Source organism: Acidovorax sp. A79 (genome assembly GCF_041154505.1).
Classification (GTDB): domain Bacteria; phylum Pseudomonadota; class Gammaproteobacteria; order Burkholderiales; family Burkholderiaceae_C; genus Acidovorax.
Genome location: NZ_AP028672.1, coordinates 2,663,786 through 2,678,852, shown reverse-complemented (window position 1 = coordinate 2,678,852; position 15,067 = coordinate 2,663,786). Strand labels below are relative to the sequence as shown.

The window sequence follows — 15,067 nt, the reverse complement described above, 5'->3', positions numbered from 1 at the left end:
CAGCCCAGACTGGCGAACCTGACCTGTTTTTTTCAGATGGAGCTTCCGATGCACGCCAACGTCTCATTCCTTGAAATTGGAGCCGAAAACGCCCTGGTTTCGCAGCAGTTTTTCAGCCACCTCTTTCAATGGGCCTTCGAGCCCACGGAGAAGGAGGGCGAGGGCTGGTTTCGCAATGGGAACATGAACGTCGGCCTGCATGGCGCGGACCCTGCGCGGGCCATCACCCCCTTCTTTGAAGTGGCCGATGCGACGCAGGCGGCCCAGCGTGTGCTGGCGCTGGGAGGGACCGTGCAGCCTCCGGGGCCGCAGGAGCCCGGCTTTGGCGTGTTTCTCATGTGCACGGACCCCGGTGGGGTCCGCTTTGGCCTGCACCAGCCGGCAGGGCGTTGAAGGCGGCGGCCAGCGTTCCTTGGAACCCGTTCGAGGCCTTGGTGGCGCCGCGCGCCTTCCTTGCCTGGATGGGATGCCAGTCGCGGTGCGCGGCTGCTAGCCCGCGCATCCAGAACCCCTGGGCAGGTTCTGGGCGCCTGGGCTGCCGTCCACCGTGCTACACCGCCTCCAGCGCCATGACAGCGGTGGCGGTGTTCGAGATCGGGATGTGGTAGTTGCTGTGCACGCGGCGCACGCCCGGCGCGGCGGCGCTGAGCGCGCCGCGCATCGCCAGCCACATCAGCAGCTCCACGCCCTGGGTGCCCGTCTTCTCCACCAGCTCGTGCACGCTGAACTGCGTGGCCCATTCAGGGTTGGTGGTCAGGCTCTCGATGAACTGCAGGTCGAACGCCTTGTTGATGAAGCCCGCGCGCTCGCCGTCGAGCTGGTGGCTCAGGCCGCCGGAGGCCATCACCGCCACCTTCTTGTCGCTGTCCCAGCTCTGGATGGCCTGGCCCACGGCCTTGCCCAGCGCATAGCAGCGCTTGGCCGACGGCAGCGGGAACTGCACGGTGTTGATGCACACCGGCACCACCGTCACGGGGCAGTCGCCCTCGGGCCAGAAGAGCTTGAGCGGCAGCGTGCAGGCGTGGTCCACCAGCATCTCCTGGCAGGTGGTCACGTCGAACTCCTGGTCGATCAGCGTGTTGATGAGATGCCACGACAGGTCCACCTCGCCCGCGAATGGCGGCAGCGTGGGAATGCCCCAGCCCTCGTCGGCGTTGTGGTACTCGGCGGCGGCGCCCACGGCGAAGGTGGGCATCTTGTCGAGGAAGAAGTTCAGGCCGTGGTCGTTGTAGAACGTCACGACCACATCGGGCTTGCGGGCCTGCAGCCACTGGCGGATGGGCGGAAAGCCGTCGAAGAAGGGTTTCCAGTAGGGCTCGTTCTGCAGGCCCTTGTGGATGGCGCCGCCAATGGCGGGGATGTGCGAGGTGCCGAGGCCACCGATGAGTTGTGCCATGTGATGTCTCCTTATTGGCCTGCGGCCACGAGCATGGCCTTGAATTCGTCCTTGGTCATGCCCGTCTGCTGCGCGCCGATGTCCTGCATGTCGAGCTTGAAGATGCCCGCGAACTTGGCCAGGTAGTAGGCGTTGCCGCCCGCCGCGATGAGCTGCAGCACGTTCCTGGCGCGGATGGCGGCGGCCTGCTGCGCGTTCAGGCCGTACTGCTGCATGTAGGCCTCCTCGTCCTCGGCGAAGGCCTTGCGGTTGGCCTCGTCGTTGAACGAGAAGCACATCTTGTTGAGCGCATAGCCCTTGCGGGCCTGGGCGCCGTCGAACGGCGTGGTGCCCGGGATGGGGCGCGGCGGGGTGGGTTTCGTGGTCACGATGTCTCCGTGGCTTGATGTAGGTCAGGCCGCAGTGTCGGGCGTGCATTGCCAAAGATGAAGGGGGCAAAGATCATCGAACGCATGAGCAGAATCGATGATTGGTCCGGCCTGGACGCCCACCTGCTGCAACTGCTGGTGGCGGTCCTGGAAACCGGCAGCATCACCGCCGCCGCCGCCCGCCTGGGCGTCACGCAGTCGGCGGTGAGCCACCTGCTGGGCAAGCTGCGCGCCATCACGGGAGACCCGCTGTTCGTCAAGCGGGGGCGGGGTATCGTGCCCACCGCGCGGGCCGAAAGCCTGGCGGCGCCGGCGCGCGAGCTGCTGCGCCAGATGCAGCAGTTCGCGCAGGGCTGCGCGTTCGACCCCGCCCGCTGGCGGGCCGACCTGACCCTGGCCGCCAACGATTTCCAGCGCGACCTGCTGCTGCCGCCCCTGGCCGCCCGCCTGCGCGAGGCCGCGCCCGATGTCACGCTGCGCATCGTGCCCAGCGGCGCGCCCGGCGCGGACCTGCTGCGCTCGGATGCATGCCAGCTGGCCATCACCCCGCGCCCGCCGGACGGCACCGACATCCTGCAAAAGCGCCTGTTCGAGGACCAGTACCGGGTGTTTTACGACCCTGCCGTGCGCGAGGCGCCGCGCGACGCGCAGGACTATCTCGCGGCGGCGCATGTGACGGTGGCCTATGAGGCGCACCGCGGCCTGGCGCTGGACCGCCAGCTGGCGGCCCGCGGCCTGCACCGCCGCTTCGCGGTGCGCGTGCCGGGCTTCGGGGCGCTGCCCGCCTTCGTGCGCGGCACGCCGCTGCTCACCACCGCCCCCTCGCTGCTGGGCCGCACGGCGCTCTCGGCGCTGGCCAGCGCGCCCGTGCCGGTGCCTTGCCCGCGCCTGCCGATGTACCTGGTCTGGCACGCGCGCTACCAGCAGGATGCGGCGCACCGCTGGCTGCGGGCGCAGATGGAGGATGTGGTGGGGACGGCCCTGGCCGGCGGCCCGGGCGCCGAGGTCAAGGCCGGGCAAGCCGTGCGGGCGCAGCCCGCCTGAGGCGCCGCGCCTGGGCGCGGCGTGCGCTCACTCCCGGGTCCTGTGCAGCGCCTGCCGCAGCATCCGTGTCGCCCGGTCGCGGATGCGCAGGGGGCCGCGGTGCGGCGGGGGGTTGGCCTTGGCCAGCGCACAGGCGGACAGGAAGTCGTCGAGGATGGCGGTGTCGTCCAAGGTGTCCGCGCCCACCTTGTGAAATTCCGGATGCCACTGCGTGGCGGCGATGTAGCCGCGCCCTGGCGCGGGCTTCAGGCGGATCGCTTCGGGCACGCCGTCGGGTTCGCTCAGGGCCTCGACGACAAAATCCGGCGCCACCCGCTTGATGCCCTGGTGGTGGATGCTGTTGACGCGGGCGCGGGGCGTGTCGGGATACAGCTTGGCCAGGTGCGAGTCCGGCACGATATGGATGTCGTGGAAATGCTGGTCGTACGTGGTCGCGTTGCGGTGCTCCAGCGCCCCGGGGTGCTGGGTCTGCAGGTCCTGGTAGAGCGCACCGCCAAACGCCACGTTGATCAGCTGCAGGCCCCGGCAGACGCCGAAGATGGGCTTGCGCACCTCGGCGAACGCTTTCACCACGGCCAGGTCGTACAGGTCGCGCACCCGGTCGCCCAGCCACTCCTCGCGCAGCGGCTCCTCGCCGTAGTTGCCCGGCCAGACGTCGGCGCCGCCGTGCATGACCACGCCGTCGAGCCAGTCGGCGTAGTGCGCGAGCGTCACGTCGCCGCGCGCCGTCTCGCCCGTGGGACAGGGCACCATCACGACCATCGCGCCGGCGGACATGAGCCAGTGCGCGATGGACTGCTCGACATACTGCAGCGTCTTGCCGGTGAAAAGCGGGCGGGTGGGGTCGGCATGCTGGAAACAGGCGGACAGACCAATCTTGAGGCGGCGGGAAGCGGGCATGGTGGAGGGCTCCGGGCAGTACGCAAATGGTGTGCACCCGGTGCGATGCAAGGGGTATGCCAATTTGTAGCACCGACCCCGCACGGCGTCTGTAGGAAGGGGCCGTGCGGGGTGGTGCGCGATCCCCGGGCCCTGACTTGATGCTGCGAAATGTGGCTTTCTTCATGAAAATGCAAGCGCATGCAGCGTGAAGGCGGGGGGCTGCGGGGCCGGGGCTCGTGATAATTTCTGCACGCCGGGCGCCAGGGAGGTTGCGCCCGGCGGGTGCCATTCCAGCCTTCCCCGAAAGTCCACGACATGCCCCACAAGAAGAATTGCCTGCCCGCCCTCACGGCGCTGGCCGCGTTGACCGCCCTGGCCTGGCCGCTCTCCGGCCACGCGGCCGTGCCCGCGGGCGCGGCCGCGGAGATCGTCAGCCTGCAGGGTACGGGCGACCAGCGCGCCGCGGCCGCCGCCGACTGGCAGCCCGCCCGCCCCGCCCAGGCCCTGGCCACGGGCGACTTCGTGCGCACGCGCCAGGCCGCCAAGATGGCCCTGCTGTTCGCCGACGACACGCAGCTGCGCCTGCACCAGAACACCGTGCTGCAGGTCAAGGGCGTGGCCACGCCGGCCCAGCCCGTGACCACCCTGCTGCTCAACGCCGGGCGCGCGTGGACGCAGACGCGCCGGGCCGATGGCAGCCGGCTGAACCTGGAGACGCCGGCCGCCACCGCCGCGATCCGCGGCACGGACTGGGACCTCGCCGTGGAGGACGATGGCCGCACGCTGCTCACGGTGCTGTCGGGCACGGTGGAGTTCTCCAATGCGCAGGGCCAGGTCTCGGTGGGCGCCAACGAGGCCGCCATCGCCGAGGTGGGCAAGGCCCCGGTCAAGCTCGTGCTGAGCCAGCCGCGCGACCGCATCCAGTGGGTGAACGCCCTGCGCGCCGACCCCGTGCCGCACCTCGCCGCCGAGCCCGTGCCGCCGCCGCTCGCGCCGGTGCGCGCCGCGCTGGCCGCCCGCGATCTGGCCACCGCCCGCGCCGCGCTGGCGCAGGCGCGGGGCCAGGCGCCCGCACCGTGGGCGGCGGTGATGGACGCCGCCATCGCGCTGCAGTCCGGCGAGGTGCTGGCCGCCCGCGAACTGCTGGCGCGCCAGCTCGCCGCCGCCGCGCCGGCCGCCGCCCCGCTGCCCGCGTGGCTGATGCAGTCGGACCTGCAGCTCATGGACGGCGATGGTGCCGCCGCCGCGCAGACCCTGCGCACGGCGTTGCAGCACTGGCCCGCGCACCCCGCACTGGTGGCCCAGCTGGCCCGGGTGCAGATGCTGAGCGACCGCGTGGAGGACGCCACGGCCACGCTGGCCCCGGCGCAGGGCACCGCGCACGCGGAGATCGCCCTGGTGCGCGCCGAGCTGGCCCGCCGCCGGGGCGATGCTCCCGCCACGCTGGCGGCCTACACCGAGGCCACGCGGCTGGCCGGGGGCGACGCGCGCGGCTGGCAGGGCCTGGGCAGCGCGCACACGGAGCGCGAGGACTCCGGTCCGGCCCGCGCCAGCCTGAAGCAGGCCCTGGCGCTCGCGCCGCAGAGCCCGGGCGCCTGGGGCGAACTGGGCACGCTGGAGACCTTCGCCAACCAGTTCACGGAGGCGGGCCAGGCATTCAACACGGCGCTCGGCGAGAACCCGGCGGACTATGTGGCGCTCACGGGGCAGGGGCTGCTGCACCTCAAGCAGGGCCAGCCGCAGGCCGCGCTCGACGTGTTCCTGCGCGCCGGGGTGATGGAGCCCCGCTACGCGCGCGCCAAGACCTGGACGGCCGTGGCGTACTACCAGCTCGGCCGCCACCAGGATGCCCTGGCCACGCTGCACCAGGCCAGCGCCCTGGACGACAAGGACCCCGTCCCGTACATGCTGCTCGCGCAGATCCACACCGACCTGTTCCAGCCTGGCGAGGCCGTGGAGGCGGCCCGCGCCGCCGTCGAACGCATGCCCTATCTCAAGTCCCTCAACCAGGTGGCCAATGACCAGAAGGGCAGCGCCAACCTGGGCGCCTCGCTCGCGTTCTTCGGCATGGAGGACTGGGCGCTGGAGCTGGCGCAGCAGAGCTTCTACCCGTACTGGGGCGGCAGCCACCTGTTCCTGGCGGACCGCTACCCGGGCGAGTTCAACAAGAACTCGGCGCTGTTCCAGGGCTTCCTCACGGACCCGATGGCGTTTGGCGCGAGCCAGCGGTATTCGTCGCTGCTGCAGCAGCCGGGCGCGCACGGGGCCGTGGGGGTGACGCTGGACAAGGACCTGTACCGCATGCGGGCGCCCGCGGTCACCCTCAACGGCATGGACAACACCCACGTGCCCGTGTCGTGGTTCTTCAAGGCGCAGTCGGCCAATGCCAGCGAGTTTCCGTTCGATCTGCAGGTCAACGATGCCCCGGCCGTGCGGGGCGGCTATGGCGACGTGCGCGCACGCGCGGTCACGGTGGGCGCAGGCATGCAGCCCACCGAGCGCATCAACCTGTTTGCCTATGTGAACCAGTTCGACATGCGCCTGCGCAGCCAGAACCTGTTCGAGACCTCCATGGACAACAAGAGCACCCAGGGCGCCCTGGGCATGTCCTACCGCTGGGGGCCGACCGAGCAGACCTGGATCAAGCTGGGGCGCAGCGTGGAGGACATCCTGCTGCTGCGCTACCCCACGCTGTATCTGCAGCCGCCCTTCGTGAGCCTGATGGGCGTGAGCAGCGAACCCAAGAAACAGTTCACCGACCTGCAACTGCGCCATACGGTGGACACCGCGCCCGGCAGCCGCTGGAGCGTGGCGCTGGAGCATGTGCGCGAACGCCAGAACAACCTGATCGGGGGCGAGGCGGCCGTGGGCGCCAACATCCCGGGCGTGGGCGAGTACCGCGACTACCTGCTGGTGGGCGGGTACAACCGCGTGGACCGGCGCTACACCGCCCTGACCCTGGCCACGACCCAGCGCCTGGACCCCGCGCTGAACCTGGATGCGGCGCTGGGCCTGCAGCAGATACGCCACCGCGTCGATGGCCTGACGCAGAGCTACCTGGTGAATCTGGACCACTTCAGCGAGGAGGAGGCGCGCCGCGCCGAGATGGAACGCGTGGTCACGCCGCGCGTCGGCCTCGTCTGGCAGCCAGCGCAGGGCACCACGGTGCGCATGGCTTATCAGGATTGGCTGCGCCCGCTCAGCGTATCGACGCTCACCAGCATGGAAACGGCGGGGATTCCCGTCGAGGACCGTCTGGTCGAGGCCGGCGGCCGCCACAAGCGCACCGTGGCGCAGGTGGGCCTGGAGCTGGGTGCTAGCACCTTCCTGAACCTGCGCGCGGACCACCTGCGCGTGCGCAACCCCGGCACCGTGGGCGTGGACCTGCGCACGCCCAGCCTGCCGTTCCTCGAAGAAATGCGCAACGCGCAGCTCGTCAACCTCTCGACCACCGACCTGCTGGAAGACACGCCCAGCTTCGACTCCGGCACGCTCAAGACCCTGGGCGCGGGCCTCAACCACATGTTCAGCCGGCGCTGGTCGGGCTATGCCAAGTACCTCTACCAGGGCAGCGAAAGCCGCAGCCACGACGCGGACGTGCCCGTGGGCCGCATCCCCTACATCCCGCGCCACACGCTGGCGGTGGGCGCCACCTGGGCCAGCCCGCAGCGGCTGTACCTGAGCGGCCGCGCGGTGTACCGGTCGGAGCGCTTCGAGGACAAGGAGAACCTCACGCGCATCGCGCCGGGCTGGGGCGTGGACCTCATGGGATTCTGGGAATCGCAGGACAAGCACTGGGTCGTGGGTGTGGCCGCCATGAACCTGTGGGCGCCGAAGTCGGACCGCAGGAAGACCCGCTATGTCCTGGACGCGCGCTACCGCTTCTGAGCCTGCCGCGCCCACCGCGCGGCGCCGGCAGCGGCTGCTGTCGCTGGGGGCCTGCGCGCTGGCGCTGCTGCTGGTGGGCGCCGCCACGCTCAGCCGCCCGTGGCACGCGCTGGAGTTCAAGACCTTCGACGTGCTCACGGCCCTGGCCGCGCCGCAGCGTCCGGGCCTGCCCGTGGTGATCCTGGCGATCGACGAACCCACCTTCCAGGAACTGCAGCAGACCTGGCCGTTCCCGCGCGGCATGCATGCGGCCCTGCTGCGGCGCCTGCACGCGGAGGGCGCCGCCGCCGTGGGCCTGGACATCGTGTTCGCCGACCCGTCCACCGAGGCGCAAGACGCCGCCCTGGCGCGCAGCATCGCCGAGACCGGCCCCGTGGTCCTGGCCGCCACCCGCGAGAAGATCGACAGTGCCAACGCCGCGCTGTGGATGGACGTTCTGCCGCTGCAGCGTTTTCTGGACGCCGGTGCCGATGCGGGCGATGCCGGCGTGGAGCCGGACGACGACTTCGTGGTGCGCCGCGCCCCGGTGGCGCGCGAGAGTTTTGCGTTGCGCCTGGCGCAGCGCGCGGCCGAGGCGCGCGGCCAGATGCCGGTGCTGCGCCACTTCGACTGGATTGGCTACCGGGGCCCGCGTGGCACCTTTGACACGCGCTCGTACTACCAGGCGCTGGAGCCGGGCCTGCTGCCCGCGGGCTTCTTCAAAGGCAAGATCGTGCTGGTGGGGCGCTCGGCGCGCACGGCCACCGAGCTCACGCGCTCGCAGGCCGATCTCTTCAATTCGCCGTTTGGCACGGCGGGGGGCGAGCGGCTGTTCCCGGGGGTGGAGCTGCAGGCCACGCTGGTGGACAACTTCCTGTCCGGCGGCGGGCTGCGCAGCGTTTCGGAGGGCTGGACGCTCGCGCTCACCGCCTTGCTGGTGCCCGTGCTGCTGTGGGGCAGCCGCCGCCTGCACCCGGCGGGCGCGGCGGCGCTCACGGGGGCGCTGGTGGTGGCGATGGGGGCGGTGTCGTGGTGGCTGTTCGCCGGTTTTCGCCTCTGGTGGCCGCCGCTGCTGCCCGCCGCGGCCGCGGTGGCCGTCTATGGCGCGGCCGCGCTCGTGGGCTTTGCCATCGTGCGCCAGCGGGCCCGCCAGACGCGGGCGATGTTCGCGCAGTACGTGCCCCCCGCCGTGGTCTCGCGCCTCATCGCGCAGCCCGGGCTGATGCGCCTGGGCGGCGAGGCGCGCGAGGTGACGCTGATGTTCACCGACCTGGCCAACTTCACCACCTTGTCCGAGCAGCTGAGCGCGGAGCAGACCGTGGAGGTCCTCACCGGCTATTTCAACGCGATGACGCCCATCGTGCATGCCAGCGGCGGCACGGTGGACAAGTTCATCGGCGATGCCGTGATGGCGTTCTGGGGCGCGCCGCTGGACGACCCGCAGCATGCCGCGCATGCGGTGCAGGCGGCCATCGCCATGCAGCAGGCGATGCAGGCGCTGGTGGCCGACCTCGTGGCGCGGGGGCTGCCGCCCATCCACATGCGCATCGGCCTGCACACGGGGCGGGTGGTGGTGGGCAACGTCGGGTCGGAACAGCGCTTCTCGTACACCGCGATCGGCGACGCGGTGAACCTCGCGGCCCGGCTGGAGGGGGCCAACAAGGCGTTTGGCACGGGCATCCTGCTGTCGGCCGCCACGGCCGCGCAGTTGCCCGCCTCGGTGGCGCTGCGCGCGCTGGACGATGTGATCGTCAAGGGCAAGACCGAGCCGGTGCGCGTGTTCACGCCCTGCGACGATGCCGTGGTGCGCGATGCCAGCCTGGCGGCGCTGGGCGCCTTCCATGCGCGCGACTGGGAGCGCGCCAATGGCCATCTGGCGCAGGTGCTGGCGCGCGTGCCCGGCGATGCGGCGGCGCTGCGCCTGCAGGAGCGCGTGGCCCTGGCGCGCGCCTTGCCCGCTGGCGGCGACTGGTCGCCCGCCGTGGCGCTGGACAAGTTGTGAGGATGTTTTGACATGTATTCACCGGGGACATGGCCCGCGGTGCCATCATGGGGTCAGGAGCCTGTCTGACCTGGAGCGTCGAAGCGAAGATTGGCCCAGCGAGGATGGTTTTGCTGGATTTGCAGCCCCATGGCCGAGCCATGGGGCCAAAGACGGTAAAAAAATGGACCGCTGCGGCCAATCCGCAGCCGACGACTCCCAGTCAGACAGGTTTCTCAAGCAACGTCATCTGAAAGGAACCCCGATGCAAGTACACGTCAACACAGACGACCACATCCACGGCGGCGAGTCGCTCGCGCAGTGGATCACGGATGAATCCAGAAGCCGCCTGTCGCGCTTTCAGGATCACGTCACGCGGCTGGAGGTGTTTCTGTCGGACCTGGATGCGGGCAAGTCCGGCGCCAACGACAAGCGCTGCCGCATCGAAGCGCGCGTGACGGGTCGCCAGCCCATCACCGTGACCGACGAAGCCGACAAGATGGCCAACGCCTTCATCGGTGCCGCCGACAAGCTGGGCCGCGCCCTCGATACCGACCTGGGCCGGGCCAAGGACCGCCACGGCCGCGACACCATCCGGACGGCGGTGGAAGAGTAGTTTTGAATGAAATTGGCCGCCAGCGCTTGATGGATAAGCGCTGGCAGCTATAAATTCAGGAGCTTTTCCAGGAGCCTGGTGTTTGTCCTGGAGCGGGTGCATGAGCTGGGCGTGCCCCCCGCGAGGCCCGCCCAAGCAACAACCGCCCCGCTTCGGGGGCTCCGTCCCCCTTCAGGAGGACGGAGCCACGGGCGACTCAGGGGGAGGTCAATTTCACAGATCCAGCACCAGCAGCTTGCTGCGCGCGCGCGAGCAACAGGGCATGAACTGCTCGTTGCCCGCTTTTTCTTCGTCGGTGAGGTACATGTCCCGGTGGTCCACCTCGCCCTCCAGCACGCGCGTGAGGCAGGTGCCGCACACGCCCTGCTCGCACGAGGTCAGGATGTCGATGCCTTCGCTGCGCAGGGCCTCCACCACCGACACATCGCAGGCAATGCGGTAGACCTTGCCGGTGCTGGCAATGCGCACGTCAAAGTCCTGATCGCCCGAGGTGTCCTGCGCGGGGGTGCCAAAGTATTCGAGGTGGATATGGTCCTGCGGCCAGCCCAGGGCCTTGGCGGTGGTCACCACGTGGTCGATGAAGCCCGGGGGGCCGCACACATACAGGCGCTTGTCGGGCCCGGGGCCGGCCAGCGCCGCGGGCAGGTCGAGCTTCTGGCCGGGAGCGCCCGCATCGAAGTGGAACTGCGTGTGCGGCGCCATGGCCGAGGCCGCGATCTCGCCGGCGAACGCCGTGCGTTCGGCCGAGCGGGTGCAGTAGTGCAGCGTGAAGTCGGCGCCCGTGTGCGCCAGCCGGTCGGCCATGCACAGCAGCGGCGTCACGCCGATGCCGCCCGCCAGGAGCAGCGTGCGCTGCGCCGGGTGCAGCGCGAAGTGGTTGCGCGGCGTGCTGATGGTGATCACGTCGCCCTCGTGCACGCTGTCGTGCATGGCAACCGAGCCGCCACGCGAAGCGGGGTCGCGCAGCACCGCGATGCGGTAGCGGTGCGATTCGTGCGAGGCGTTGCACAGCGAGTACTGCCGGGTCAGCCCCCCGGGCAGGTGCACGTCGATGTGCGAGCCCGCGCTGAAAGGGGGCAGCGCCGCGCCGTCCACGCGCGCCAGCTCGAAGCTGGCGATGCCTTCGGCCTCGGCCCGCTTGCTGGCCACGCGGACCTGCAGGGTCTCCTGCGCGGTCATGCCGGCTGCTCCGCGGGCGCGCGTTCGGCCGCCAGGGCGCGGTCCAGCACCTTGCGCGATTGCACGCCGCCCGCGTCGATGTTGAGCATGAGCAGCTTGCGCTCGGGGTAGCGCAGCAGGTTCTGCTGCTGCAGCTCCAGCATTTGCTGGTCTTCGGCAAAGATCTTGCCCTGGCCCTCGCGGATCTGCGTGGTGAGCGACGGGTCCTGCGGCTTGAAGTTGCGCGCCATGCCCCAGAAGTAGTGGATGGAGGTCTCGGTCTCGGGCGTGATGAAGTCCACCACGATGCTCGACGCCTTCTTGTCGGCCGGCGCGTCGTAGCCACCGTGGCCGGCCAGCGCCACGCCCACTTCGATCAGCACGTGGCTCGGTGGCGTGAAGTGGCAGATCTGCCAGCGGTCCACGGGCTGGTCGTCGGGCAGGCCGTTCATGCGCAGCGCCATCTTCCAGAACGGCGGGGCTTCGATGCCTTCCATGAAGCGGCTGGTGATGACCTCGTCGCCCTCCACGCGGGTCTTGCAGGGCACCTCGTCGATTTCCTTTTGCCCGATGCTGGTGGCATGCACGTAGGTCTCGTGCGTGAGGTCCATCAGGTTGTCGATCATCAGGCGGTAGTCGCAGGCGATGTGGTACAGCCCGCCGCCATAGGCCCATTCGGGGTTGTCGGCCCAGGGCAGGTGGTGGATGGTGGCCGGGTCCGCCTGGGCCGCGTCGCCGGGCCACACCCAGATGAAGCCGTAGCGCTCCACCACCGGAAAGCTGCGCGCCTTGGGAAACCCCTGCACGCGCTGGCCGGGCATGGACACCGACTTGCCCGTGCATTCCACCCGCAGGCCGTGGTAGCCGCATTGCAGGTGGCCGTCGCACACGGTGCCCAGCGACAGCGGTGCGCCCCGGTGGGGGCAGAAGTCGTCGAGCGCGGCGACCTGGTCGGGCGCGGGGCGGTAGAACACGATCTTCTCGCCGCAGATGGTGCGGCCCAGGGGCTTGTCCGCGATTTCGTCGGGTGTGCAGGCGACGTACCAGGCGTTCTTGGGATACATGGCGGTTTGTCTCTTTCTGTGGGGGTCGTGGGGCCCGGGGCGGCACGGCCGCAAAGCCTGGGCGTTGGTCCGAATTGTGCGAAATGCCGGCGGCGCTGTATACATAAAAATCAGCGAAATCAGCTATCGCACATTGGCATGGCCTATAAGTTGTTGTTTTGATTGATTTTGCTGGGCGTGTTGTGAATCCAGGGGGAAATTTCTGTATACATTGAGGGGCGCAACATGGCGCCTCTGTCTGTGTATTTCTTCGCTGGCCTGCGCAAGGCCGGGCGTGGAGCTCCCCCCATGAATCTGAACGACGACCCCGTGACCGCTTCCGGTCCTTCCCCCGTGGCTGACGCGGGCGCCTCCCAGGCCGTGAAGGCGCAGTTGCGGCTGCGCGAGATGATCCTGGCGGGCGAGCTGCCGGGCGGTGCGCGCATCGCCGAACTGACGCTCGTGGAAAAACTGGGGGTGTCGCGCACGCCCATCCGCGCGGCGCTGATGCGGCTGGAGCAGGAAGGGCTTTTGCACCGGCTGCCCGGGGGCGGGTATGCGGTGCGCACCTTCTCCGAGACGGATGTCGCCGATGCCATCGAATTGCGCGGCACCATGGAAGGGCTGGCCGCGCGCCTGGCCGCCGAGCGCGGCGTGGAGGCCGCCGTGCTGGCCCAGGCCCACGCCTGCCTGGACGACATCGATGCCGCCCTGGTTCCGCGCACGCTGGACGACGAGGGCTTCGCGCGCTACGTGGAGCTCAACGCGCGTTTTCACCTGCTGCTCAGCCGCATGGTGGGCAGCGATGTCATTGCACGCGAGCTGGACCGCGTCAAGGGCCTGCCCTTCGCGTCGCCCTCGGCCTTCGTGGTGGTCCAGACGCATTCGCACGCGGCGCGCGACATGCTGGTGGTGGCGCAGGACCAGCACCGCCAGGCCCTGGATGCCATCGAACGTCGCGAGGGCGCGCGGGCGGAGGCCATCATGCGCGAACACTCGCGCATCACCCGGCGCAACCTGCTGGCGGCCGTGCAGGCGGCGCAGGTGCAGGGGCTGCCGGGGGTGGGGCTCATCCGCGAGCGCGGGTGATTCTTGGGCGGAAAAATGGGGTTCGGGGCATATGTGGAAAGCGCCAGCAGCTATCTTTTTGATACTGCGGCGATGTGGACTTTTGTCGGCCCTCCAGGGTGCCGCGCATGAAGCAGGCGGGCGCGGCCCCGGCGAGTCCGGGTTGGCCCCAGCCCGTGGCTGCCCTCTGCGCCCGAAGGACAGGGTGCCGCCCCAGGGCACCCAGCGGAAGGCTTAGTTATCCCATTTGGCGATATCTAAAAGTCGGAAATCCCACTTGTGAAATGACGCCCCACGCTCCAAACTCCGGCCAGCAGTTGCTGTATACAACGACATTCCACAGGAGACAACGATGCAAAAACGCCACCTTCTTCGCGCCTCGGCCGCTGCCGCCCTGGCTTTGTCCGCAGGCCTCCTGGCCGCCGTGCCCGCGTCGGCGCAGGACAACGTCTTCAAGATCGGCCTCATCCTGCCCATGACAGGCCAGCAGGCCACCACGGGGCGCCAGATCGAGGCCGCCGCCAAGCTCTACATGGCGCAGAACGGCGACACCGTGGCCGGCAAGAAGGTGCAGCTCATCATCAAGGACGACACCAGCCTGCCCGACGTGACGCGCCGCCTGGCCCAGGAACTGGTGGTGAACGAGAAGGTGAACGTGCTCGCCGGCATGGGCATCACGCCGTCGGCCATGGCCACGGCGCCGCTGGCCACGCAGTCCAAGACCCCGCTGGTGGTGATGGCGGCCGCCACGTCGAGCATCACCGAGGCATCGCCCTACGTGGTGCGCAGCAGCTTCACGCTGCCCCAGGTGTCGGTCGCCCTGGCCGACTGGGCGCCCAAGAACGGCATCAAGAAGGTGGTGACGCTGGTGAGCGACTATGGCCCCGGCATCGACGCCGAGAAGTACTTCAACCAGCGCCTCACGTTCAACGGCGGCCAGGTGACCGAGGCCCTGCGCGTGCCGCTGCGCAACCCCGACTTCGCGCCCTTCCTGCAGAAGGTGCGCGACGCCAAGCCCGACGCGCTGTTCGTGTTCGTGCCCTCGGGCGCGGGCGCCGCGGTGATGAAGCAGTTCCTGGAACGCGGCATGGACAAGGCCGGCATCAAGCTCATCGCCACTGGCGACGTGACCGATGACGACCAGCTCAACGACATGGGCGACGGCGCCCTGGGCGTGGTCACCTCGCACCACTACTCGGCCGCGCACCCCTCGCCGCTGAACAAGAAGTTCGTGGATGCCTTCGAGAAGGCCAACAAGGGCCTGCGCCCCAACTTCATGGCCGTGGGCGGCTACGACGGCATGCGCGTGATCTACGAAGCGCTGCGCACCACCAAGGGCGCGGGTGGTGGCGACGCGCTGCTGGCCGCCATGAAGGGCCAGGTTTTTGAAAGCCCGCGCGGCCCGGTGTTCATCGACGCGCAGACCCGCGACATCGTGCAGAACGTGTACCTGCGCAAGGTGGAGCGCGTGAATGGGCAGCTGTACAACGTGGAGTTCGATGTGATCAAGGATGTGAAGGACCCCGGAAAAACCAAGTAACCCCGGGATAGGAAGCCCCCCTGAGTCGCTTCGCGCCTTCCCCCGGAGGGGGACGCCACCCGTGGCCTGGCGAAGCCAGTTCCACGGTGGCACTGGCCTGGGGC

At 69.5% G+C, this 15,067-nt stretch carries 12 protein-coding genes; 7 read left to right on the top strand and 5 right to left on the bottom strand.

Features of this window, described 5'->3' with window-relative positions; translation table 11 throughout:
- Positions 1-48: 48 nt before the first annotated feature.
- Complete coding sequence (locus ACAM51_RS12270) at positions 49-393, top strand: VOC family protein (protein WP_218298057.1); 345 nt, start codon at positions 49-51, stop codon at positions 391-393.
- A gap of 157 nt (positions 394-550) precedes the next feature.
- Here the strand turns inward: ACAM51_RS12270 and ACAM51_RS12265 are convergent, their stop codons facing one another.
- Both ACAM51_RS12265 and ACAM51_RS12260 read right to left on the bottom strand, forming a co-directional pair.
- The gene (locus tag ACAM51_RS12265) at positions 551-1,396 is read right to left on the bottom strand and encodes a class III extradiol dioxygenase family protein (RefSeq protein WP_369643670.1); all 846 of its coding nucleotides are present in this window, start codon (positions 1,394-1,396) and stop codon (positions 551-553) included.
- 11 nt (positions 1,397-1,407) lie between these two features.
- Positions 1,408-1,764, bottom strand: a complete 357-nt coding sequence (locus tag ACAM51_RS12260) for a protocatechuate 4,5-dioxygenase subunit alpha (protein WP_218298055.1) — start codon at positions 1,762-1,764, stop codon at positions 1,408-1,410.
- A gap of 84 nt (positions 1,765-1,848) precedes the next feature.
- On the opposite strand from ACAM51_RS12260, the gene ACAM51_RS12255 reads away from it, so the two are divergent.
- Positions 1,849-2,808 (top strand): LysR family transcriptional regulator, encoded by a 960-nt coding sequence (locus tag ACAM51_RS12255; RefSeq protein ID WP_255594962.1) that lies wholly within the window; start codon positions 1,849-1,851, stop codon positions 2,806-2,808.
- A gap of 27 nt (positions 2,809-2,835) precedes the next feature.
- Here ACAM51_RS12255 and ACAM51_RS12250 read toward each other — a convergent pair whose 3' ends face one another.
- Positions 2,836-3,708, bottom strand: coding sequence for a gamma-glutamyl-gamma-aminobutyrate hydrolase family protein (locus ACAM51_RS12250; protein WP_218298053.1), 873 nt, complete (start codon positions 3,706-3,708; stop codon positions 2,836-2,838).
- Positions 3,709-4,005: 297 nt separating this feature from the next.
- On the opposite strand from ACAM51_RS12250, the gene ACAM51_RS12245 reads away from it, so the two are divergent.
- The 3 genes from ACAM51_RS12245 (at position 4,006) to ACAM51_RS12235 (ending at position 10,154) form a co-directional block, all read left to right on the top strand.
- Positions 4,006-7,578, top strand: a complete 3,573-nt coding sequence (locus ACAM51_RS12245; RefSeq protein ID WP_369643669.1) for a TonB-dependent receptor — start codon at positions 4,006-4,008, stop codon at positions 7,576-7,578.
- On the top strand, positions 7,550-9,559 hold the full coding sequence (locus tag ACAM51_RS12240) for a CHASE2 domain-containing protein (RefSeq protein WP_369643668.1): 2,010 nt from the start codon (positions 7,550-7,552) through the stop codon (positions 9,557-9,559). The genes ACAM51_RS12245 and ACAM51_RS12240 overlap by 29 nt, the downstream gene beginning before the upstream one ends.
- Positions 9,560-9,803: 244 nt before the next feature.
- A complete protein-coding gene (locus tag ACAM51_RS12235) occupies positions 9,804-10,154 on the top strand; it encodes an HPF/RaiA family ribosome-associated protein (protein ID WP_218297921.1) in 351 nt (116 codons plus the stop codon).
- A gap of 213 nt (positions 10,155-10,367) precedes the next feature.
- Here the strand turns inward: ACAM51_RS12235 and ACAM51_RS12230 are convergent, their stop codons facing one another.
- Both ACAM51_RS12230 and ACAM51_RS12225 read right to left on the bottom strand, forming a co-directional pair.
- Positions 10,368-11,333, bottom strand: coding sequence for a 2Fe-2S iron-sulfur cluster-binding protein (locus ACAM51_RS12230; RefSeq protein ID WP_369643667.1), 966 nt, complete (start codon positions 11,331-11,333; stop codon positions 10,368-10,370).
- Entirely contained in the window at positions 11,330-12,376 is a 1,047-nt protein-coding gene (locus ACAM51_RS12225) for a Rieske 2Fe-2S domain-containing protein (protein ID WP_369643666.1), read from the bottom strand. The genes ACAM51_RS12230 and ACAM51_RS12225 overlap by 4 nt, the downstream gene beginning before the upstream one ends.
- Positions 12,377-12,664: 288 nt before the next feature.
- Here ACAM51_RS12225 and ACAM51_RS12220 point away from each other — a divergent pair, with 288 nt between their 5' ends.
- On the top strand, positions 12,665-13,444 hold the full coding sequence (locus tag ACAM51_RS12220; protein WP_369643665.1) for a GntR family transcriptional regulator: 780 nt from the start codon (positions 12,665-12,667) through the stop codon (positions 13,442-13,444).
- Between the two features lie 331 nt (positions 13,445-13,775).
- Positions 13,776-14,963, top strand: a complete 1,188-nt coding sequence (locus ACAM51_RS12215) for an ABC transporter substrate-binding protein (RefSeq protein ID WP_218297918.1) — start codon at positions 13,776-13,778, stop codon at positions 14,961-14,963.
- The last annotated feature ends 104 nt before the right edge of the window (positions 14,964-15,067 follow it).